Annotated in this window: 20 protein-coding genes; 13 read left to right on the top strand and 7 right to left on the bottom strand. The window is 41.3% G+C overall.

Features of this window, described 5'->3' with window-relative positions; all coding sequences use genetic code 11:
• Positions 1–3 precede the first annotated feature (3 nt).
• The 4 genes from E0H80_RS03685 to asd all read right to left on the bottom strand — a co-directional run bounded on the left by E0H80_RS03685 (position 4) and on the right by asd (position 5141).
• Positions 4–972 carry an asparaginase gene (locus E0H80_RS03685; protein ID WP_131363254.1) on the bottom strand — a complete coding sequence of 323 codons (969 nt, stop codon included), beginning with the start codon at positions 970–972 and terminating at the stop codon, positions 4–6.
• A 48-nt stretch (positions 973–1020) separates the two neighbouring features.
• Positions 1021–2352 carry a hypothetical protein gene (locus E0H80_RS03680; protein WP_131363252.1) on the bottom strand — a complete coding sequence of 444 codons (1332 nt, stop codon included), beginning with the start codon at positions 2350–2352 and terminating at the stop codon, positions 1021–1023.
• A 70-nt stretch (positions 2353–2422) separates the two neighbouring features.
• Positions 2423–3880 carry a FimV family protein gene (locus tag E0H80_RS03675; protein ID WP_131363250.1) on the bottom strand — a complete coding sequence of 486 codons (1458 nt, stop codon included), beginning with the start codon at positions 3878–3880 and terminating at the stop codon, positions 2423–2425.
• A gap of 142 nt (positions 3881–4022) precedes the next feature.
• Positions 4023–5141 (bottom strand): aspartate-semialdehyde dehydrogenase, encoded by a 1119-nt coding sequence (gene asd / locus E0H80_RS03670; RefSeq protein ID WP_131363248.1) that lies wholly within the window; start codon positions 5139–5141, stop codon positions 4023–4025.
• A gap of 187 nt (positions 5142–5328) precedes the next feature.
• Here asd and E0H80_RS03665 point away from each other — a divergent pair, with 187 nt between their 5' ends.
• Together E0H80_RS03665 and E0H80_RS16775 are read left to right on the top strand one after the other, a co-directional pair.
• Positions 5329–6465: an endonuclease/exonuclease/phosphatase family protein gene (locus E0H80_RS03665; RefSeq protein ID WP_131363246.1), complete on the top strand. Its 1137-nt coding sequence runs from the start codon at positions 5329–5331 to the stop codon at positions 6463–6465.
• Between the two features lie 444 nt (positions 6466–6909).
• Positions 6910–7083: a hypothetical protein gene (locus E0H80_RS16775; protein ID WP_228259946.1), complete on the top strand. Its 174-nt coding sequence runs from the start codon at positions 6910–6912 to the stop codon at positions 7081–7083.
• Between the two features lie 526 nt (positions 7084–7609).
• Here E0H80_RS16775 and E0H80_RS03655 read toward each other — a convergent pair.
• From E0H80_RS03655 to E0H80_RS03645, 3 genes are all read right to left on the bottom strand, one after another.
• Positions 7610–8710 (bottom strand): glycosyltransferase family 4 protein, encoded by a 1101-nt coding sequence (locus tag E0H80_RS03655; protein ID WP_131363244.1) that lies wholly within the window; start codon positions 8708–8710, stop codon positions 7610–7612.
• Between the two features lie 36 nt (positions 8711–8746).
• Positions 8747–9682, bottom strand: coding sequence for an LpxL/LpxP family Kdo(2)-lipid IV(A) lauroyl/palmitoleoyl acyltransferase (lpxL, locus tag E0H80_RS03650; RefSeq protein ID WP_131363242.1), 936 nt, complete (start codon positions 9680–9682; stop codon positions 8747–8749).
• 106 nt (positions 9683–9788) lie between these two features.
• The gene (locus E0H80_RS03645) at positions 9789–11684 is read right to left on the bottom strand and encodes an ATP-binding cassette domain-containing protein (RefSeq protein ID WP_131363240.1); all 1896 of its coding nucleotides are present in this window, start codon (positions 11682–11684) and stop codon (positions 9789–9791) included.
• Positions 11685–11717: 33 nt separating this feature from the next.
• Between E0H80_RS03645 and E0H80_RS03640 the strand changes: the two genes are divergently transcribed.
• From E0H80_RS03640 to E0H80_RS03590, 11 genes are all read left to right on the top strand, one after another.
• Entirely contained in the window at positions 11718–11963 is a 246-nt protein-coding gene (locus E0H80_RS03640) for a SlyX family protein (RefSeq protein ID WP_067866331.1), read from the top strand.
• A 98-nt stretch (positions 11964–12061) separates the two neighbouring features.
• Positions 12062–13060 carry a hypothetical protein gene (locus tag E0H80_RS03635; protein ID WP_131363599.1) on the top strand — a complete coding sequence of 333 codons (999 nt, stop codon included), beginning with the start codon at positions 12062–12064 and terminating at the stop codon, positions 13058–13060.
• A 71-nt stretch (positions 13061–13131) separates the two neighbouring features.
• Complete coding sequence (locus E0H80_RS03630) at positions 13132–13581, top strand: ammonium transporter (RefSeq protein ID WP_131363238.1); 450 nt, start codon at positions 13132–13134, stop codon at positions 13579–13581.
• A 35-nt stretch (positions 13582–13616) separates the two neighbouring features.
• Positions 13617–16256 carry a type I DNA topoisomerase gene (topA, locus tag E0H80_RS03625; protein WP_131363236.1) on the top strand — a complete coding sequence of 880 codons (2640 nt, stop codon included), beginning with the start codon at positions 13617–13619 and terminating at the stop codon, positions 16254–16256.
• 95 nt (positions 16257–16351) lie between these two features.
• Positions 16352–17158: an NYN domain-containing protein gene (locus E0H80_RS03620; protein WP_131363234.1), complete on the top strand. Its 807-nt coding sequence runs from the start codon at positions 16352–16354 to the stop codon at positions 17156–17158.
• A 5-nt stretch (positions 17159–17163) separates the two neighbouring features.
• Positions 17164–17922 (top strand): hypothetical protein, encoded by a 759-nt coding sequence (locus E0H80_RS03615; RefSeq protein ID WP_131363231.1) that lies wholly within the window; start codon positions 17164–17166, stop codon positions 17920–17922.
• A 137-nt stretch (positions 17923–18059) separates the two neighbouring features.
• The gene (locus E0H80_RS03610; RefSeq protein ID WP_131363229.1) at positions 18060–18632 is read left to right on the top strand and encodes an HdeD family acid-resistance protein; all 573 of its coding nucleotides are present in this window, start codon (positions 18060–18062) and stop codon (positions 18630–18632) included.
• 78 nt (positions 18633–18710) lie between these two features.
• On the top strand, positions 18711–19853 hold the full coding sequence (locus E0H80_RS03605) for a glycerate kinase (RefSeq protein ID WP_131363227.1): 1143 nt from the start codon (positions 18711–18713) through the stop codon (positions 19851–19853).
• Between the two features lie 255 nt (positions 19854–20108).
• Positions 20109–22100: an ATP-dependent helicase gene (locus E0H80_RS03600; RefSeq protein WP_131363225.1), complete on the top strand. Its 1992-nt coding sequence runs from the start codon at positions 20109–20111 to the stop codon at positions 22098–22100.
• Positions 22101–22197: 97 nt separating this feature from the next.
• Positions 22198–22470 (top strand): RNA recognition motif domain-containing protein, encoded by a 273-nt coding sequence (locus E0H80_RS03595; protein WP_067866347.1) that lies wholly within the window; start codon positions 22198–22200, stop codon positions 22468–22470.
• Positions 22471–22632: 162 nt separating this feature from the next.
• Positions 22633–23136: a DUF6586 family protein gene (locus tag E0H80_RS03590; RefSeq protein ID WP_131363223.1), complete on the top strand. Its 504-nt coding sequence runs from the start codon at positions 22633–22635 to the stop codon at positions 23134–23136.
• Positions 23137–23156 lie beyond the last annotated feature (20 nt).

Genomic DNA, 23156 nt, shown 5'->3' with positions numbered 1-23156 from the left:
TATTTACACTGAATCATGCCAGTGGGCATGCCACTGATCTATGCTGTCGTATTGTAAATACATTTTCAGTGCTTTTGCATAAAGATCTGCATGTCCAAGGCAATCACTTATCATAATATGGGCATGTTGTGTCCATTCACTTACCGCATAGCGTTGATCAATCGTGCCAAAAGGGACTTGAGTGGTGAGAATAATGGCGCAGCCTTGTATATGAATTTCATGCAGCGTATCAATGAATTCTTGATTGACCGCTAAATTGCCTGTACCAAAGCCCTGTAAAATCACAACATGAGGTGGGGCTTGTGGCAAATTTTTTAAGTTTTTAATTTGCTGTTCTATGGCTATGGGTTGTGCCATTAAGCTTAAGCAGTTAAATGATTGTGCCTTCTCAAGATCATGTTCATGCACGACATAGCTTTGCTGATGTGTGATTAGATTCTCTTTGGCACTTAATCCAACGAATGCATCTAAATTGGTCGTATGCCTTTTTAATGCTGTTTGGGCGTGAATAAGCTGATGATGAAAAGCCAAATAGACACCGACAGAACTGGTTACCACCGCATCGAGGGCAAAATTAAGATTATCAATAGCATCGGTAAATTCACGGGTATTCGTTCCATTTACGTTCAGTAACGGATATTGACTACCCGTGAGTACAACATGTGCGGATTGTCCCAGAAACCGTGCAAGTGTTGCACTGGCATAGCTGAGGGTATCAGTACCGTGAATCACGACAAAATGTTGATAGTTTTTAAGTTGTAAGCCTTGGATCATCTGAATGAGTTGCAGCCAGTCAGTTGCAGTACAGGCACTGCTGTCTTTTATACTGGGTGCAATAAAACATTCGATATGAAGATGTAAAGGAAGAACGCGTTGTAATTGGGGAATAAAATTTTCAGCAGGCATGGGACTCAGTGGCTCGCCAATGCAGCCAAATGTTCCCCCCATATAAATTAAAGCTATTTTTTTCATAATAAAAAAGCAGTCAATGATGACTGCTTTATAGTAGAGCGAAATATCTTAAGAAGCTATCTGATTGCGTAACTGATCGGCCTGTTGGCGTTGTTCAGCCGTATATTCAGCTTCTTGCTCTGCTAATAATTCACGCGCCGACTCAAAAGCACCGAGTTGAATATATTGCTGTGCAAGATCTAAATTCAGGCTAATTTCATTAACTTCTATAAGTTCAGGGAAGGATTGAACCAGGGGATCATTTTGATCTGCTTTAGATGCAGATGAGCTGATATTGCTAATATCAAAACTTACCCCTGAAGCTTTCGCTGAAACTGGCTCTATAGGCGGTTGCTCAGTTATTGTTGGTACTACTAAATTAAAATCTAAACTTGGTCTGGTTTCTTCAACTGCATTTTTTGCTTCAGTCGGTGCAACAGTTTCTGTCGCTGAAAAATCAAAATTAAATTCAGGTTTCTCATCAAGTACAGGTTCAACAGTAATAGCTGTATCAGCTGTTGTCGTTGTTTGCTCTGCTAGAGGAGTATCTAAACTAAAAGAGAAATCTAAAGGTTTGATTTCATCTGCTAAAGGAGTCGCTTCTTGCTTGGCAGTGCTTGCTGCAGGACTCGGGTCTAAAGAAAGTGTACTGAAGTCTAAAGGTTTGATTTCTTCCACAGTCGGGGCAGGTGTTTCAACTTTTATTGTGGTGTCTAAAGTAAAGGTATTAAAATCCAAGGGCTGAATTTCTTCAACTGCTGCTTGTGCTTTCGTGGAAAGTGATTCTTGCTGCAATTGATTTAAAGATTGATGAGGGACTGTTGCAGAGGGTGCAGCAGTATTCATGAGTGCATCAAAATCAGCGGTATTTTTGTGTTCAGTCGGTGCGGTATAAGTAGGTGTTGGAACTAAAGATTCTGGTTTGAAATCAATGGTATCTCTAGAACCTTCGACTTTATTGTCATGGACTGCTTTTTTAGCAAGCGCTTGTTCTAAAATATCGTCCAGTTCTAATGAGCGCAGATGGTTAATCAGTTGGCTAATTGCAAACTCATCTTTTTGTAAGATATGAATATCCAACAACAGTAAATACAACTCATGCTGTGAATTGTCTTTATTTAATGCCTGATTAATCTGTGCTTCAGCAGAGAAAAAGTTACGCTCAACGATCAGTGCTTCAATTTTATTGCGCACATCAGCAGATAAAGGGGTAGTTTTTTTCTTCTCAACAACCGTATTTGCCACAACTTGGGTTTTTTGTGGGGACTTTTTCGTTGAGATTGTTTTTTTAGCTTTTACCTTGGATGCTGACGTTTGCTCTGCTTGTTTATTGGTGTCACGCTTTTTTAATACAATTGCGATCACTAATAATAATATAAACGGAATCACATAAAGCAGCATGTTGTTACCCCTTGCAGGATTGAGTTTTTATCAATGAAACTCATCCAAAAAAATCAAATTGTATAACACCTTAGTGTGTTGGCTTTTTCTCTACTTGTTGTGCTTTCAATTGTTGTTGCAATTGGGCAAGACGAGTATTTAATAATTGAATTCTGTGATCCTTGTGACGTAATGCCAATTCTAACTGGGTCACGTTTCTCTGTAATTTAACGGTTTTTTCACGGGATGTCATAACTTTTAATGACAACTCGTTCGATGTTTGATTTTTTTCTGTGTTCTTTTTAGCAGAACCGCTGGCTGAATCTTGTTCTTTCTCTGCAACCAGACTCATCTCTGCTTGATTCAGGCGGTATTTTGCTTTGCCCGATTGGTTGGACGGTGTTTTTGCCAAGTTTACTACACTGACTTTGTTCTCTTCTTTTTGGCTATTGTTGATATTTAAATTTAATGCCGCACCACGACGTAAGCGATTCACATCCCCCTGAATAAAGGCGTGTTCATTGTTGGCCTTGATCTGTTTCATGATCTCGCCAACTGGACGATTTTGCTCCGTTGCTACACGTGATGCGATGGCCCAAAGTGATTCATTGGATTGCACCACATGTTGAGTGGTTTGAGTTGCAGCCACAGCCTCATTTTGCTGTTTGGGTGGCTTCGGAGTAGAGGAAGGCACTTCCGATTTGGTTTTTGCAGCAGCTTGTTCTGCTGGTTTATTCGCTGTTTTATTTTCGGCTATTTTTTGAGTCGGTGAGACTGCATATTTTTTCACTAACGGATCTGCAGAAAAACCTGCACTGGCAGTGGTTTTATTTGACGCAAGAGGAGTGTCTTTGATTTCATTCTTTGTCGATATTTCTTTTGATGCAGATGTTTTAAGTTCAGTTAATGCAGTCTTATTCGCTTGTGCTGACGGCATACTCATTGATGAGATGGTCACAGGTGCAGGATCCATAGCACTTAAGCGAGGTGGCGCTGCTTTTTGTAGCATTAATGGCGCTTCAAAGGATTGAGCAGCCGCTGATTGTGCTTTTGCAACCTGATATTGAGTACTTTCAGGCAAGTGCAAGGCAATATCTTTTTCACTGACAATACTAATAGGTGCTAAAGGTTTTTCGTTGCTTGCAATACCGGCCTGAGTATTGGTGTTGCCACGGGGTAGCGGTGTTTTAATATGTTGTAAACGCGTTGCATTGCCTTCCTGAATTTTAATAATAATATTCAGTTCCGCTTCAGTCAGCGGACGGGAAGAAGTGATGGTGATTACGCCCTTACCAGAACCATCACGACGGGTAAAAAAATTAAGATGTCCAGGGGGTTGATGGGCTACGCCTAAAGTAGTGATGTCTTCTGCACTGGCTAAACTGGCCTGTATTTGCGCATTAGGATCAGCTTGGCGGAAATTCATTTCCGCATAGAGTAATTCACCCGGTGCAGACTGGATTTGAATAGGATCAATAGTAATCGCATAAATAGGTTGTGAAGCGATAATGGCTAAAATGGCAATCTTTAATTTGTTATATGCGGTCATCTTAATTTTTAGCTCGGTCTTGTATCGCACTGCGAAAGTTAGAGATTAACGAGATGTTGAATAATTGTAAAATACTAACATAAAGGATACATAAAAAAGCCGATCAATTGTGACCGGCTTTTCGTTTTCTTAATTTAAAAAATTAAGAATTTTTATATTCAATGAGGATGCGAAGCATACGACGTAAAGGCTCTGCAGCGCCCCAAAGCAACTGGTCACCGACAGTGAACGCGCCCAGGTATTCTTTACCCATATTGAGCTTACGCAAACGACCGACAGGAACAGACAATGTGCCTGTAACTGCGACAGGAGTCAGGTCAGTCATTGATGCTTCACGGGTATTTGGAACCACTTTCGCCCACGGGTTAGATTGACGAATCATGTCTTCAATCTCATCCAAAGGTACGTCTTTCTTAAGCTTTAAAGTTAAAGCTTGAGAGTGGCAACGCATTGCGCCAATACGCACGCAGTGACCATCAATCGGAACGATTTGTTGATTGCCTAGAATCTTGTTGGTTTCAACTTGCGCTTTCCACTCTTCTTTGGACTGACCATTATCCAACTGCTTGTCGATATATGGAATCAGAGAACCGGCTAAAGGCACACCAAAGTTGGCAGCAGGGAAGCCTTCACCACGTTGCAAGTCCGCAATTTTAGAGTCAATGTCTAGAATTGGAGAGCGTGGATCATCTAACAGGTCTTTGGTATTGTTATATAAATAACCCATACCTGTAATCAGCTCACGCATGTTTTGTGCGCCTGCACCTGATGCTGCCTGATACGTCATGGCAGTCATCCACTCCACCAGATTGTTTTGGTAAAGCGCGCCCATACTCATCAGCATTAAAGATACGGTACAGTTACCGCCGACAAATGTTTTAGTACCATTGATCAAACCATCTTTAATCACGTGCATGTTGACCGGATCAAGCACAATGATCGCTTCATCATCCATACGCAGTGTAGAGGCCGCATCAATCCAGTAACCGTTCCAGTTTTCCGCTTTTAATTTAGGAAAAACTTCAGAGGTATAATCACCACCTTGGCAGGTAATAATGACATCCATTTGCTTCAGACTGCTAATATCTGATGCATCCATAAGTGCTGGGGCCGTCTTACCGCCAAACGCAGGCGCTTCACCACCGGCATTACTGGTAGAAAAATAGAATGGCTCAAAATGAGCAAAATCATTTTCTTCAACCATACGTTGCATAAGGACAGAACCAACCATCCCGCGCCAACCGACCAGACCTACTTTCATGTCGCTTTGCCTCGGTGCGTAAAAAAATAAAAGGGGGCTTGAGTGTATCAAAAGCGACCACAACTGCAAGTACTACACAATGAAAACATCAATATTATTGAGCGAAATATCTTGTTTATGTTACATAGAAAATTGATAAAGTTATTTCATCATAGAAAAACTAAAAGTAACACAAGAGCAGAGACTTATGATTTGGGTGGAGTTAATTTCGGTTTTTGTCATCTGGCTGACATTTTGGTCATTAATTCCGCGGGATGAATGGTGGATTCGAGGGGTGGATTTTCCCCGCTTGCAAATTTTAGTTTTAGGACTGATTTCTTTTGTGCTGTTATTGCTCTGGGATCAGCCCTGGGATCTATGGCGTGAAATTGTCTTTATTGGGTTGATTGCAGCACTGGCTTATCAATTAAAAATGGTGCTGCCTTATACTTTTATCTGGAAAAAGCAGGTTAAAAAAGTCCGTCAGCATCAGCTTAATCCAGACAAGCAAATTTCTGTAATTGTTAGCAATGTACTGACGCCAAATGATAAATACCATTTGTTGATTGAGCAGATACAGAAACATCAACCTGATTTGGTCCTGACATTGGAAACGGATCTAAACTGGCAAAAAGCACTTTCCGTGATTGAAAAAGATTATCCTTATCGCGTGCCTGTGCCTTTGGATAATCTGTATGGGATGCATCTCTACAGTAAGCTTGAACTGAAAGATACTGAAGTGAAATTCATTTTAAGTGATGAAATTCCTTCTATTTATACCACAGTGATTTTACGTTCCGGTCAACCAGTTCAACTCTATTGCTTGCATCCTAAACCGCCCAGCCCAACCGAAGCCAAAGATTCCACCCTCCGGGATGCGGAACTTTTAATGGTGGGTGACCAGATTAAAGATTTAGATGAAAGCTGTATTGTGATGGGGGATTTGAATGATGTGGCGTGGTCAAGAACCACACGGTTATTTCAGCGGATTAGTGGTCTGCTTGATCCGCGTGTAGGGCGGCATTATATCAATACCTTCCATGCTGATTATCCGTTATTACGCTGGTCGCTGGATCATATATTTCATAGTACCGATTTTGCTTTGGTTCATATGGAACGATTGCCGCATGTCGGTTCGGATCATTTCCCAGTGTATGTAATCTTACAAACCGGTCGTGTTTTTGAGCAAGTTCAAGACGAACTGGAACAAACTGATGCCGATGAACAAGAAGCCCAAGAGGCGATTTGCGAAGGTATTCAAAAAGCTGAGAAGGAAGAAAAGTTAGTCACCGATAAAATTGCCCAGGTTTATAAAAGTGATCCTCAGGTACCTCAAGGTAATTAGGAGAAAAGTGTACGAAATGGCTTACACGGATAGAGGTCAATTGCGAATAGTTCTTTTTCCTATTTTTACTTAAGCTAGACTCATCAGCCAAGGAGTTGGGAAAGGAAAATCCCATTATGGAAGACGATGTAGGGCTGGTTGATGAGTCATCACGGATATGATGCAGCAATGGATAGCAATAACATAATAAAAATATGATTTGAAAAGCACAACCTTATATACCCGAGTTTTGCAGGATGCAGGACTCGGGTTATCATTTTATGGAATATTCTAAAAATAAAAGTTCAGTTATGGATTTATCTACATTCCAAGAGTTCAAAATATATATCATTAATTTTACTGATTTATCACGTGATGCTTAACAGATCTATGCGAGGCTATTACGGTGGTTTATTGTCGCCTTTTTTCATCATCGTCAGTTGAAATCACATTTTACCCAGGGTGATGATCTCAATTGAGGCAGAATTGTTTGATGCTCGAGATGATTTAATCAATTATCGACTTTGGCGTATTGGGGTCAGGACGCACGGTATGATCAATACCATTTTCTGGGCTTTGGTGATTTGCTTAATGGTCATGTTTAGGGTGGGGAAAGGCTCATCAGGTTATAACGATTAAAATCTCAATGTATGATCAGGTTCATTGAAGCAAAAGTATTAAAAATTTATCGAGTAAGTCATTGCTCATGAGCGCAAAAAACTAGTTCGGCTGATGGTAGCATTACCTCATTTTCATATAGTCTGATTACCGACTGACAGAATGCAGTAGCAGTACTCATGGGTCTGGGAAATGCGATATTTGATGGGCATCCTGTGGGGTATTTTCCATATTTACTGCTACCTCCCGATTTCCAAAATTTGGATGTAGGTCGAGTAATGACGGAAGCAAAGTTATTTAAAATTATTTTATTTAAAGTTATTTAAATATAAAGATTTTCATCAAAAATATTGCTTGCTCAACATCCAGCCATAAAATTTTATCAATCAATGGGTTTTGTTCAAGCAGACCAGACATGCGCCCATGTGGATTTATGCAGCAACAGACTATTCATTATTTTTTTGATTGATCTGATTTTATATTTTGTCCAGCCCACTTTTATCTTTAACGAAGAGAGTAAAAGCGACTGGGATAAAGAAACTCAGGTTTATTTCAAAACCTGTTTATACAAAGCAATGGTTTGATCACACATTTCTTTTAAGCTGAATATCGCGACTGGCTTAACGTTTTGAGGCTGATCAATATGATGCTTAACAGCATTTAATAGTGCAGTTTGATCATCGACCTCAATTAAACCTTGTGGATATACAGACGATAAAATCTCTGCCACACCGCCACGGTTCCAGCCAATCACCGGTGTACCCACCGATAATGCTTCTAATACGGTACGACCAAAGGTTTCTGCCTGATTTGAAAGAGAAAGAACCACATCACTAAACGCCAGCCACTCACGAATATCCGAACGATGGCCAACAAAAGTGATTTTGTCGCGTAAACCTTTGCTCTGAATACTATCTTGCATTTCTTGTAAGTAAGCAGCTTTTTTCGGATCCGCACCACCCACCACGACCGCATGCAGATTTGGATACTGGCTTTGCAATTGCTGCATGAGTTCAATTAATGTTTCATGGCCTTTTAAACGGGTGATACGCCCCGGAAGGCACACTAAAAACTTGTTTTCCAGTTGAGGGAAATCTTTAAAGCTTTGATTGATCCATTGTGCAGACGGTTGATAGCCGTGAGGAAACTCTTGCGGTGAAATGCCGCGATAAATACGCACGATATTTTCAGGCGGACAGTTTTGATAATGCTCGGTAATGTATTGCACCACACTGTCCGAGACGGCAATGACTTTTTCAGCCTGCGTCATAATGGCACTATAACGATTGGTTGAATAAAAGCCATGGACCGTTGAAATGAGATGTGGGCGCTTATCTGCCGGAATGCCTTTTAAGGCGAAATGAGTCAGCCATGCGGGTACGCGTGAACGAACATGCACGATATTGGGTTGATGTTGCTCAATGAGTTTACGCAAAGGGCGTATTTGCCAAAGACTGGATAAAGATTTTTTATGAATCGCTAGAGTGAGGTGTTGTGAACCTTCCGCTTCAAGTTGTGCAACCAGACGTCCACCATTTGAAACCACTAAAGATTCATGACCGTCTGCAACAAGCGCACGGGCAATTTCCAGTGTGCCACGTTCAACACCACCGCTGTTCAATTCAGGAAGAAGCTGCATAATTTTCATCGGTGTGATCTTCATTATTTTAAAGGGTGGGAGCAATCAATAAATTTCGTCATAGCCTTCAGGGCGCGTTTTAAAGCGACGGTGAAACCACATATATTGAGTTGGGGCAATGCGCAGTTGATTTTCAATGATCTTGTTGACGCGAGTGGCATCCTCAATTTCATCCGCACTTGGCAGGTTGTCCACAGCCGGTTCAATCAATACATGATAGCGCGGGTCTTTAATATCACCATCACGATAGAAATACAGCGGAATTGCAGCAGCTTTGGTCATTTTAATTAAACGGCGATGTGCAGTCATCGTTGCGGCAGGTATCCCAAAAAAAGGTGCCATTACGCCTTGTTTCAGGCCATAGTCTTGGTCGGGACTGTACCAAATCGCACGGCCATTTTTTAAATGACGAATCAAGCCACGCATATCATCATGATCAATTTGATTGGCATAAATGGTGGCGCGGCAGCGGTAGATCAGCATATCTAACAGCGGATTATTTTGCGGACGGTAGACGACATCTGGCTCAAAATACTGGGCACACAAATAACCACCGGCATCGAGTAATGTTGAATGCGTACCTAGCAATAAAACTCCTTTGCCCTCAGCTTGTGCTTTTTGGAGATGTTCTAAGCCTTCAATACTGACACGACCTTTAAACCACTGCGGGCAATACCACGCGTTCAATGTTTCAAAAATTCCAATCATTTGATCGATAAAAACCTGTCGGGTATTTTCTTGAACCTGTTCGCTGGTCCATTCTGGAAAACAGAGCTCTAAATTCCGAATCGCTGTTTTACGACGCGATTTGAGCTGATTGAATGCGACATTGCCTATAACAGTGGCTAAACGATGCTGAATGGCCCACGGTAAAATTGCCAGAATCATTAGAAATATGATTCCAATCCAAATGCCCCAATATTTAGGAAGAAGGAAAGACCATTGAAACTCACCTGGTTTGTAGTCTGGCTTTTTACTCATAATGACCGTTTATACCAAAATTTATCTGCAGTTTAACATGAAGTTATTTTGTAAATAAAAAAGCACCTGCAAAATACTTTACAGGTGCTTTTATAACGCGGCTAAATTAATCGCCTTTGCTAAGATTGTCTAATTCTTCCCAGCGTTCTAATTTTTCAAGCAATTGCTCGTCAATTTCCGTAAGGCGATTAGAAAGTTTCATCGCTTGATCAGCATCTGAAGTAAATAAAGAACCATCGGCAAGCTGTGCATTGATGTGGGCTTGTTCTTTCTCAAGTGCCTCCATTTCAGCCGGTAACTGCTCTAAAGCACGTTGATCCTTATAGCTGAGCTTTACTTTTTTCGGCACAGCTGCTTCGGCTTTAGCAACGGCTTTCTTGGCATCACTTTTCAGACCGACAGCCGTTTGATCCGGGCGTTGCTCTAGATAGTCCTGATAACCACCGATGTATTCATCAATGTGACCTTTACCATCAAACACCCATGTTGATGTAACGACGTTGTCCATAAATGCACGGTCATGCGAGATCAAAAGTAATGTACCGGTATAACCACCGAGCATTTCTTCCAAGAGCTCCAGCGTCACCATATCCAAGTCATTGGTTGGCTCATCCATCACAATTAAATTCGATGGTTTAAGGAGTAGTTTGGCAAGAAGAATACGGTTACGTTCCCCGCCAGACAACGCTTTTACCGGAGTACGGGCACGTTCAGGCGAGAACAGGAAATCTTGAAGATAACTGTAGATATGACGACGACCACCGTTCACCTCAACAAAGTCCGTACCTTCAGAAATGTTATCTTTAACCGATTTCTCTAAATCCAGCGCATTGCGCAGTTGGTCGAAATAGGCCACTTCCAGCTGGGTACCGGTTTTTACTGTACCGCCATGCTCAAGCTCACCTAAAATGGCTTTGATCAGGGTTGTTTTACCCACACCATTGTCGCCGACCAAGCCAATACGATCGCCACGAAGTACCAGTGCAGAGAAATCTTTGATGATGGGTTCTTGATCGCCGAAAGCAACACTTAAATGCTCAATATCAAAGACCAATTTACCAGAGCGGTTGGCATCTTGCGTTGCCATGCTGACTTTGCCCTGTTGCGAGCGACGCGCTTTAGATTCTTCACGCAAATCTTTTAGTGCACGTACACGACCTTCATTACGGGTACGACGTGCTTTAATGCCTTGACGAATCCAGACTTCTTCTTCAGCCAAACGTTTATCGAACAAAGCATTTTGCTTTTCTTCCGCTTCCATTTGCTGCGCTTTAAGCTCAAGGTAACGTGAATAGTTGCCTTCATAACTGCGTAAAGCACCGCGATCGAGTTCGACAATACGTGTTGCAATGCTGTCGACAAATGAACGGTCATGCGAAATAAATAATAAGGTTAAATTATTTTGATCGAGCAGGAATTTTTCTAACCATTCAATACTTTCAACGTCCAAGTGGTTGGTTGGTTCGTCGAGTAAAAGTACATCGGGTTGAGTGAGTAGCGCACGTGCCAATAGCACACGACGTTTACGACCACCGGATAAATCGGCTAAATCGGCATCTGGGTCTAAACCCATTTTGCTCAAAATAGAATTTACTTTGGTTTCCAAAGCCCAACCATCGACCTGATCGAGTTTGTGCTGCAGGTTACCCATGCGGTCGCATGCTTCCATATCACCGAGTACGCACGCATCACTGGCTTCGTGATAGGCTCTCAGTACAGTAGCCGCTTCACCTGCGCCGTCGGCAACGATGTCAGCGACTTTACCGGAATCCATGGGTACATCTTGAGCCAGCATGGAAATGGTGATGCCATTTTGTATAGAAACTTCACCACGATCTGGCAGTAAACTTCCCTCAATGAGTTTAAGTAAAGTAGACTTACCTTCACCGTTACGGCCAATCAAACAAACTCGTTCACCGCGTTCCAAATTGAAGTTCGCGCCGTCGAGCAGGGACGGTCCGCCAAACGCGAGTTGGACATCCCTTAACGTAATATAGGCCATACTGTTTCCTGAAATCCAAAATGAGGACTTAAAATGACTAAACAAAAAAATCTTAATGATCAGGCGTCATTTTCCGCACCCATAGAAGATTTGCAAGTGCGAATTACATTTTTAGATGATTTAGTTGAACAATTAAATGAACAGGTGTCTCTGCAGCATGCCGAAATAGCTGATTTGAAAAAACAAATGCAGTTTTTGTATCAACGCATTGAGTCTGCCGATTTATCCGATGGAATTGCCAATTTTGATCCAATGGCTGATCGACCACCGCATTATTGAGTCAATCTTCACGGGTCTTTTTGCTGAATTGATTTGACCTTTCCATTCAGGCTCGTTCTAATGCGGGCTCAAAGTTCCCTTACTTGTCTATTGAGATTATGTCCAATAAAGTCGTTCTTCTTGATCTTGAAAAGAATATGCCTACCGCACAATTGCTGCGAGACATCATTCAACACTACGCTGTAATTTACTTATTTAACTGCCAAGGAAAGTTTGAATACTCACTTGAAGACTTAACCGAGTTTTCAAGTTGGGTCAGTAGTGGAAAAGTGGTCATTTTAGAAACGGCCGAGGTCGATCAAAAAGAATTTGAATATGCAGTTGTCGTCGGGCAACTGATTGCGTTGTTAGAAACTGACACCACGATTGAAGTCATTTCTGCCATGCCAAGCAGTGAAATTCTGCTGGAGATGATGCAATCCTCGGACATGATCTGTAAGCTGATTCAAATTCAGGCAGAAGAATCTTCATTCAATTCAAAATATAAAATTCCAAGTATCGAAACCATTAAGCAAAAACCAGAGTTATTGTTGGTCAAAAAATATTGTGATGCTTTAAGTAAAATGAAGGGCAAACCGAACTCGATTGAGAAACTTAAAAATTCACTGAGTAACATTTTGCAAGTTGAAACTGATCAGGCTCAGCAGCTGATTGCTTTACTGATTAATCTCAAAATTGTGAAACGTTATGAGGCGCAAATTAACTTCCGTAAAAAACTGTTGAAACAATGGACGGAACTTAATTTAGAACAAGCAATGCCTTTAGAAACAGCAGACAATATTTCTCCAATTTTTGCTCAATTACAGACAGAGTCTTGCTCAGATAAAGAGCTGAAGCATTCCGATCCGATTCAGCATGCACAAAAAGATTTATTTAAAAACTTCTCTAAAATTGATCCTATTCAGGTCATTGTCGCGCGTAAATTGCGCGAATTAAAATCGGACAAGCCTAAAGATATTTATGCCTTACGTGATTTGCTGGAGCAGATGTTTCCGAAATCGGATGTGATATTATTGCTTAAGGAGTTGATTGAAAAAGGATATATTTACTGGAATGGCACTGAAGTGCTATATAGCCATGAGATGTTCTTAAATTAATTTAATCGTTGTAACTTGCGTTTTATATTGCGCTTATGCAACTCTAATAAAGGAACAGACAAGGTTGTACTATGGAAAATACCGGTATTTGGGTCGTTGGCTTCATTATTGTATTTGTTTTGGGCTCAATTTTGGGTCTTCGCGTCAGTCCGCGAGAAAAAGCATTAGGCATAATGCGTGAGAAGGCACGAAAAATGGGGCTGCACCCACGTTTAGTGGCCGCTCCCGATTGGACAAAAATTCCCATGGCCTCCTCAAGTCGTGCCAGTATGGTGGCCTATTACAGCATACTGATTCCAGAAGCTCGCCTGTCTTTAATGCGTGCGCGTGTTGAAGAACAAAAGCTAAAACTTGTGCAGGGTGATGATAAGTTTAACGATTTGCCCATTGCATTAAAGGGCATTTATGCTATTGATATGCAGGCAAACTGTGTAGGACTCTATTGGGAAGAAGAATCTGACCTGCGAGCAACACAGTTAGATGACATGAAAACCTATTTACAGTCTTTGGCTGAACTTTAATTTATATACCCAACAAACAGGATTAACGGTTAACTATGGCGAACGCTCCTCGGTCTACATCCAAAAGCACCACAGCAAAATCACCGAGTGCTGCGAAAAAGCGTGCCTTAGTGATTGTGGAGTCGCCTGCAAAAGCGAAAACAATCAATAAATACCTCGGCTCAGATTACATTGTGAAATCATCCGTCGGTCACGTGCGTGACTTACCGACCGGTGGTTCTAAAAGTACAGAAAAAAAACCTGTATCACGTGCCAAACTGACCGATGAGCAAAAAGCTGAAAAAGCACAAACGGCCTTGGTTAATCGGATGGGCGTTGACCCTGAACATGACTGGGAAGCTCACTATGAAGTGCTTCCGGGTAAGGAACACGTTGTTGCTGAACTGAAAAAACTGGCATCACAAGTCGATGAAATCTACCTCGCAACGGATATGGACCGTGAAGGGGAAGCGATTGCCTGGCATTTAAAAGAAGTGATTGGTGGAGATGATTCACGTTATCAACGTGTGGTCTTTAACGAAATTACCAAAAATGCCATTCAGGAAGCCTTTAAACAGCCATCACGCTTAGATATTGATAAGGTTAATGCACAGCAAGCACGCCGTTTCTTGGACCGCGTAGTCGGCTTTATGATTTCGCCATTGCTGTGGGAAAAGATTGCTCGCGGTTTATCGGCAGGTCGTGTGCAATCGGTTGCGGTAAAATTGGTGGTAGAGCGTGAACGTGAGATTCGCGCTTTTATTCCTGAAGAATATTGGCAAGTGTTTGCAGATACCAAATCTTCAAGCGATGAGATTCGTTTAGAAGCAGTCAAACAAGGCGGTAAAACCTTAAAGTTGCAAAATAAGGCACAAACGGATGCCTTATTAAAGATTCTGAACAATGCTGAATATAAAGTTACTACGCGTGAAGATAAACCGACCAAGGTTAATCCAAGTGCGCCGTATATCACCTCGACCCTGCAACAGGCTGCAAGCACACGTTTAGGTTTCTCTGTGAAGAAAACCATGACGATGGCGCAGCGTCTGTATGAAGCAGGTTTCATCACCTATATGCGTACTGACTCAACTTTTTTAAGTAATGATGCAGTCAATATGGTTCGTAATCACATTGAACTTGAGTTCGGTGAAAAGTACTTACCTGTCAAGCCAAACCTTTATGGTAATAAAGCAGGCGCGCAAGAAGCCCATGAAGCAATTCGACCTTCAAATGTGGCTTTAAAAGGTGATCAGCTAGTTGGTGTCGATCGTGATGCACAGCGTTTGTATGATCTGATTTGGCGCCAGTTTGTTGCTTGTCAAATGACATCGGCAGAATATCTGTCTTCAACCATTTTAGTCGATGCCAATGGCGTTGAGCTGAAAGCCAAAGGTCGTACTTTAGTTTTTGACGGTTTTACCAAAGTTCGCGCTGCCAACAAAGCCGATGATGATATTTTACTACCGGCAGTTAAAGTGGGTGAAATTCTCCAACTTGAGAAGCTTGATCCATCTCAACATTTCACCAAGCCACCGGCTCGTTTTACCGAAGCTTCATTGGTAAAAGAACTAGAGAAAAAAGGTATCGGTCGTCCATCAACTTATGCAGCAATTATTTCAACCATTCAAGATCGTGGTTATGTAAAGCTCGACAATCGTCGTCTCTATGCTGAGAAGATGGGTGAAATCGTGACGGATCGTCTCGATGAAAACTTTAACAATCTGATGAATTATGCTTTTACTGCGGATCTTGAAGGTCAGCTCGATAAAGTGGCTGACGGACAGCGTAACTGGAAGGAATTACTGGATAATTTCTACGGCGACTTTAAAAAACGCTTAACCACAGCACAGGGTGAAAACGGCATGCGTCGTAATCAACCTGTTGAAGTTGAAGCCGTACATTGTCCTGAATGCTCACGTCCAATGCAGATTCGTACCGGCACCACGGGCGTATTCTTGGGATGTTCAGGTTACAACTTGCCGCCAAAAGAGCGTTGCAAGGGAACCTTGAACCTGACTCCGGTAGAGTCACTTGCAGCCTTGTCTGACGATGATGCAGCAGAAACTGCCGATTTAATGTCGAAAAAACGTTGCCCGATTTGTGAAACGGCAATGGACAGTTATGTGATTGATGGCGGTCGTAAATTGCATGTCTGTGGTAATAACCCGGACTGTTCCGGTTTTGAGCTTGAAGAAGGCGAGTTCAAAATTAAAGGTTACGATGGACCAACCATTCCATGTGACAAATGTGATGGTGAAATGCAGCTCAAGACCGGTCGTTTTGGACCCTATTTTGCCTGTACCAGCTGTGACAATACTCGTAAAGTGTTAAAGAGTGGTCAGCCTGCGCCTCCGCGTGTCGATCCAATTAGAATGGAACATTTACGTTCAACCAAGCACGATGACTTTTTTGTCCTTCGTGATGGTGCAGCCGGCTTATTCCTAGCAGCCAGCAAATTTCCGAAAGTTCGTGAAACGCGTGCACCGAAAGTCGCTGAACTTCGTTCTGTAGCTGAACAGCTTGATCCGAAATATCAGTTTATTTTGCAAGCGCCAGATGTAGACCCTGAAGGTAATCCAGCATTGGTGAAATTCAGTCGTAAGAACCAGGCACAATATATTGGTTCTGAAAATGCTGAAGGTAAACAAACCAAGTGGAGTTTGGTTTACCAAGATGGAAAATGGGTTGAAGCCTAATTTTTACGAAATGAAAAGATGCTGACGAAAGTCGGCATTTTTTATGTCAGAATGATTTATATAAGAATTTAAAAAATATTTCTTTTGGGGAAATCGTGGAAATTCAAACAAAAAAATTTGCTGTCTTAATTGACGCGGATAACTCATCTATTAATGCAATCTCGTCTGTATTAGAAGAGGTCGCCAAATATGGAATTGCAAGTGTAAAAAGAGTTTATGGTGATTGGAGTAGTGACACATTAAAAAAATGGAGAGACGTTTTACTTCCTCATGCCATTACGCCTGTGCAGCAATTTGCTTATACAAAAGGCAAAGATGCCACAGATATGATCTTAATTATTGATGCTATGGATTTATTATATGCAGGTGCATTGGATGGATTTTGTATTGTTTCAAGTGACAGTGACTTTACACCTTTAGCATCAAGAATTCGTGAAAATGGATTAAGTGTTTTCGGTTTTGGTAAAAAATCAACGCCAGAAGCATTTAAAAAAGCCTGCGATAAATTTATTTATGTCGAAAATCTAATTGCAGATATAGATATAAAACAACAAGACGATGATGAGTTATTAAATCCTCCACAGAAAAAAATATTGACCTCAGATAAATCGCCTGAAAATAAAATAAGTCCTAATATTAAGGAAAATCTAAATAGTTCTGAATTAATGGATCGGGCAACCTTAAATTTGATTTATAAAGCTGTAAAAGATAATGCGGATGAAAATGGTTGGGCAAGCTTGGGGATGGTTGGACAATATATTAGTGCTGTAAAACCTGATTTCGATTCTCGTAACTACGGTAGAGCAAAACTATCAGGGTTAATAAAAACTTTAAATTTGTTTGAAACAAAAATAGAAATGAGTCAGATGTACTTACGAAAAATTAAAAAGCAGAGTGTTTAATCGTAATGTGGAAAAAAATTCGGGTACTGTGTCTACTCATCATTTTATTCATCGTGGCAGTGAATGCTTACCGTGATCAAAATCAGAATTGGTCTAAGCCTATTATTGTCATGCTACATCCTATCAATGCAGATGGGCAGGCTGTTACCCAAAACTATATTCAGTCTTTAAATTTGTCTGAATTGACTAGTGCACAAGAATACTTGAAACAGATGTCGGCAGAATATCGTGGACAACCGATTTCCATTTATTTTCAAATGGGCCGTGAACTCAAAAAGACACCTCCGAAAGTACCGGAGCATGCAAGCATGCTGGATACTATTCTATGGAGTTTAAAGTTCCGTTTCTATGCATGGAAACAGCATGCAAGCAAAGATGGCTCACCGAGTGTGACTTTGTTTTTAAACTATTATGACCCTGCAAAAGCGAAAGAATTAAAGCATTCAACTGCCTTGCAAAAAGGACGGATTGGTTCAGTCAATTTATTTGCATCTAAAAAACAGGCCGAGCAAAACAAAATTGTACTGGTACATGAATTACTACATGCTTTCGGTGCCACCGATAAATATGACTTGGCGACAGGGCAGCCGTTGTATCCAATAGGTTATGCGTACCCCAATCAAAAGCCTTTATTTCCTCAAGCCAAAGCAGAGTTAATGGCGGGACATATTCCTGTGTCACTGGATAAAAGTAAAATGCCGGATACTTTGCAACAGACTTTAATTAATCAAATTACCGCGATTGAATTGGGCTGGAAAAAATAAAAAAATGTGGATAACGCTTAATTTATCCACAGCTCAACTTAATGATGTGGATAAAAAAGTCGCATATTCATAACAGACATCTGTTTTAAAATATTGAAAAATAAACCTGTTCCTAAACAAAAGACTTGAGAATAAACATGAAAACAGTAGGAAATGATTTGGTTCGACATCAACTGCATGAAAATCGAAAATGGTATTTAGGGCTTGGCATTTTGCTTATCCTATTTGGAATTGTGTTACTGGCATCCTTGCCATTTGCGACTTTGTCGGTGGTCTTCCTATTTGGTGTGCTGATGATGATCGGTGGCATTCTACATTTCATTGCAGCATTTAAAATCTTTGATGGGGGATATCGTTGGTGGTGGGCATTGTTCGGCTTGCTTTATCTGACGGCAGGCTATTATGCATTTAGCACTCCTGTAAAAACGGCAATTTTTCTGACCAATCTTTTAGCCATTGTTTTGATTGTTGCTGGTGTAATTCGGGTGTTTAGTGCCATGATCTTCAAGGCATATCGGGGATGGGGTTGGACACTATTTTCAGGTATTTTAACCTTGGTGACGGGGATTATTATTTTAATGTCACCCGATGCGCCGTTCTGGGTGCTGGGTTTATTTCTGGCAGTAGATATTCTGTTTCAGGGTATTAATTATCTCAGTTTAGCTTCTTATATCAAACACGATGTGCCCAAAAGTTCTGCTGATGTTTAAACCCAATTCGACTAAAGAGCGCTAGATGCGCTCTTTTTTTAATGTATAAAAGATTTATTCATTTCATTTTTGAAAATTATGCCTAAAATTTTTGTTCTCGCTCCCGACTCCTTTAAAGAAAGCATGACTGCTGAACAAGCTTGTCAAGCAATGCAGCGTGGTATCGAGAAAGTATTTGCAGATGCATATTTTATTCATGTGCCAATGGCAGATGGGGGTGAGGGAACAGTCGAGGCCTTGGTTTCTTGCTTACATGGACAAATAATCGATTGTGAAGTTACAGGGCCTTTATCCACTGAAAAAGTGAAAACTTATTTTGGCTTAGTTGATAATGGTCAAACCGCTGTGATTGAAATGGCAAAAGCCAATGGCATTCATTTGCTCGATCCATCCCAGCGAAATCCTTTATTGACGACCACTTTCGGTACAGGAGAGATGATTAAAGTGGCACTGGATTTAGGCGTGTCTAAAATCATTATAGGTTTGGGTGGCAGTGTGACCAATGATGCAGGTGCAGGTATGGCACAAGCGCTAGGTACGAAATTTCTTGATGTTGTCGGTGAAGCTATTCAAGTCTGCGGTGATCATTTAGATCAAATTCAAACGATTGATATTTCAGGTTTTGATCCGCGTTTACAGCAAGTTGAAATCATAATTGCCAGTGATGTAAATAATCCTCTGACTGGAATAAACGGGGCATCCCATGTGTTTGGACCTCAAAAAGGGGCCACAGCTGCAATGGTGCAACAGCTTGATCATAACCTTTCATATTTTGCTGAACTGGTTTCCAAACAATTAAATATAGATGCAAAAGATATTGCCGGTGCAGGTGCCGCAGGTGGATTAGGTTTTGGCTTAATGGTATTTGCCGGTGCAGGTATTCGTTCAGGTGCAGAACTCGTAATTAAACAAACCCAATTGGCAGAGAAAATTGCCCAAGCTGACTATGTATTTACCGGTGAAGGCGGGATTGATTTTCAGACTAAATGGGGTAAAACCCCTTTTGGTGTAGCACAAGTGGCGAAGCGATTGAATAAACCCGTGATTGCCTGTGCCGGCCATATTGGTGATGGGGTAGAAGAACTTTATGATGCAGGCTTTACCGCAATTTTTGGAATTGTAGAAGGGGCTTGTGATTTACAGACAGCATTAAGAAATGGTGAGAAAAATCTGGAAAGAACCTGTGAGGCGATTGCCCGAACATTAGCGCTAAATTCATAACCATCACTACCAGATGCGTCGAGGTAAATTTAAATATTTTTGCGTAGGTAATATCTTACTTTTCAAGGATTAAAGGAAGCACATATCCTATGTTGAACTAATTGAATACTAATGTTGCACAGTTCAACAGCTGATACCCATGTCGCCTTTCGGGATGACCAATATATAGGATTAGATTCAATTTTTAATCAGACCCATCTCAGATGTATAGTCAGCTCTGCTAAACTACCGCTATCCCCAAGTAGATTAGAGATTATGAGTTTAGCCGCCCTGATTGATGAATTAAACCCTCAACAAAAGCAAGCCGCAACCACCGAATCTAAGCACAGTTTGGTTCTTGCAGGCGCAGGCTGTGGCAAAACCAAAACCATTGTGGCACGTGCAGCTTATCTGATTGATCAAGGTGTACCGGCCAATCAAATCCAGATTCTGACCTTTACCCGACGTTCAGCCAGTGAAATTGTTTCACGTGTGGAACTCGCACTGGGTGAACAGGCCAAAGGGCTTCGTGCATCAACTTTTCATACCTTTTGTATGTTCCTATTGCGCCGAATTCCCAAAGCTTTTGGTCTGGAACAATTCTCGATTATTGACCGCGATGATCAGTTGATGATGTTCCGGCTGATTCGGGGTAAAGATGACAAGAAAAATCCCAATGCACTGCCAAAACCAAAAGAACTCTGTGATCTCTATTCTTTTGCACGTAATACGCGGCAAAAATTAAGCTTGGCTCTAGAAAAGCAAATGCCAGAATTTCTGGAATATAAAGACCAGATCGCCGAAATCATGAAAGAGTACGAAGCCCGTAAACAGGCACGCAGCTTTCTGGATTATGATGATATCTTGGCTGTGGTGGCTTCAGCACTGGCACAATCTGAAGGTTTGGTCGATTACGTGTCTTCTATCTGTCAGTACATGCTGGTAGATGAAATGCAGGATACCAATCCCTTGCAATGGGCATTGCTTGAACCGCTGAAAGATAAAACCAGCCTGTTCTGTGTCGGTGATGATGCGCAGTCCATTTACGGTTTCCGCGGTGCTGACTTTGAAAATATTCACCATTTTAAAGAGCGTGTACCCAATGCACAGATTTTTAAACTGGAAAAAAATTACCGTTCCACACAAGAGATTCTGGATTTATCCAACTGGTTACTCGATCAAAGCCCCATTCAATATGACAAGCATTTAGAAGCTTATCGGGGTGAGGGCATTAAACCACGCATGCATATTTTCCCGAATGAATTTGATGAAGCGAAATGGATAGCGATTGATATTAAAGAGCGACATTTACTGGAAGGTTCGGCATGGCATGAACATATGGTCTTGGTGCGTTCAAGTTTTGCCGCGCGACATATTGAAGCGGCATTTATTCAGGCCAATGTGCCTTACCGTTTTATTGGTGGCATGAAATTGCTCGAGACTGCTCATGTAAAGGATCTGCTGAGTTTGCTGCGTGTGATTGCCAACCCTTTGGATGATATTGCCTGGATGCGCTTTCTGACGCTATGGAATGGTGTGGGGGATGTTGGAGCAAGTAAACTGGCTCAACAGCTATTACTTGAGCCGGAAACTGATCGCATTTTTGAAAATTTAGAAAAATTTGGCCGTATTCCGGACAATACTTTACTGATCATGAAACAAATGCTGGTGTTGAAAGATCAGGTGCAGGCTTGTGTATCGCTGGGTATCGACGCGTTAAAAGATCAGCTTGAAGAAAACTATGCCAAAAAGGACTGGTCAAAACGCTTGGGTGATTTTGATCTGGTCAAACAATTGGCCTCGAAACACGATCAACTGAGTGAATTTTTGGAAGAATACGTTCTCGATCCGGTGTCGATCAGTGAAATCCAAAGACAGTCACAAGATGATGTGGTGACACTTATCACCATCCATTCCGCTAAAGGAACTGAACAGAAAGTCTGTTATGTGGCGAATGTCTCGGCGGGGCAATATCCACATGCCCGCGCACAGGGTAACTTCGATGAAGTTGAAGAAGAACGCCGTGTTCTGTATGTGGCGTTAACCCGTGCCAAAAATGAACTGATTTTGACCAAGCAGAATTTGAATTTATGGGCGCGCGATCAGGTCGATGATCAGGGGCGCAAGATTGAAAGTTATTTTCTCAATGAATTAAGCCGAAATTTATGTATTACCGAAACCCATTACAAGCCACGCCAGCAAACCGTGAAAAGTGCTTTAATAGAACGACAGTCGATTAATTTAGATTTTGGCATTGATCTCGATTAAACTATAGCAATTGCGTTATTTTGTTTTTTATTGCGAAGTTCAAAAAGTCGAGTAGGCGAGTGCTTTTTGATGATTTTGCCTATTTTAAGGTTGTAAGATGAAAATTTTAGTTCGTAGTTTAGAACGTACAGTAACAGAAGCTGAATTGTTGAAACTATTTCAAGACTTTGGCACAGTTGAGTCATGCAAGTTGGTGCTTGATGCAACGACAGGTAAATCGAAAGGTTTTGCCTTTGTGGAAATGCCACATGCTCGTGAAGCGATCAAAGCGATTAAAGGCTTAAATACCCTTCGTTTGCACGGTCATGGTATTCGTGTAAAACAGGCTGACGATAAGCCTGAAACTGAAGGCAAAGCTGAAAAAAAATAATCAAAGGAGCGAAAGCTCCTTTTTTTTTAGGGATAAAAATGAAATTTTTAGGTCCTAAATCTATTCAATTGAAATGGATCATGCATAATTTTTATTGTGAATTGATCAAAATAAAGTTTAAGCTTAAGTATGTAACAAACGCCAAAATTTAGGAATATCGCTATGTCCCGTGTTGCTCGCTTCCATGCTGACCGTACCAATCAGAAACTGTATTTTGCACGTCTTTCATGCCAACAAGCTGAGCAAACTGACAATATTCAACAGGTACAGGCACATCGTGAAGCTGCTGTATTCCATTTACATGGTGCAGTCTTGGCATTTCTACAGGAACTGGTTCGTTACTATCGTTTAAATGACTTTATGCCGACACTCAAGTCAATTGAAGACAACATGGCGGAAAAGGGACAAGTCTCTCCTGAAGTCGCTGTGATGCAGCAATTGTCAAAACAAGGTTTTATTGCGGAACTAAAACGTGCCTATCGCATGTGCCAGTATGCACCCGAGCCAAGTGCACCAGAACCAGAAAATGAAACCTCATCTAACCTGATTATTAAAGTGACTCAAACGCCTCAAGCATGGTTGCCGGATACAAAAATTTTACGTGACTGGCATCGTGATTTAACCCAGCTGATTGATGGCTTTCGTAACGAGATGGTTGAGTTTTAATCTTTTTTCTCTGCTCTTGA

Origin of the sequence: Acinetobacter sp. ANC 4779, from assembly GCF_004331055.1 — a bacterium.
Lineage (GTDB): Bacteria > Pseudomonadota > Gammaproteobacteria > Pseudomonadales > Moraxellaceae > Acinetobacter.
The sequence above is the reverse complement of the archived record's forward strand: the minus strand, read 5'-3'. Positions and strand labels throughout refer to the sequence as shown.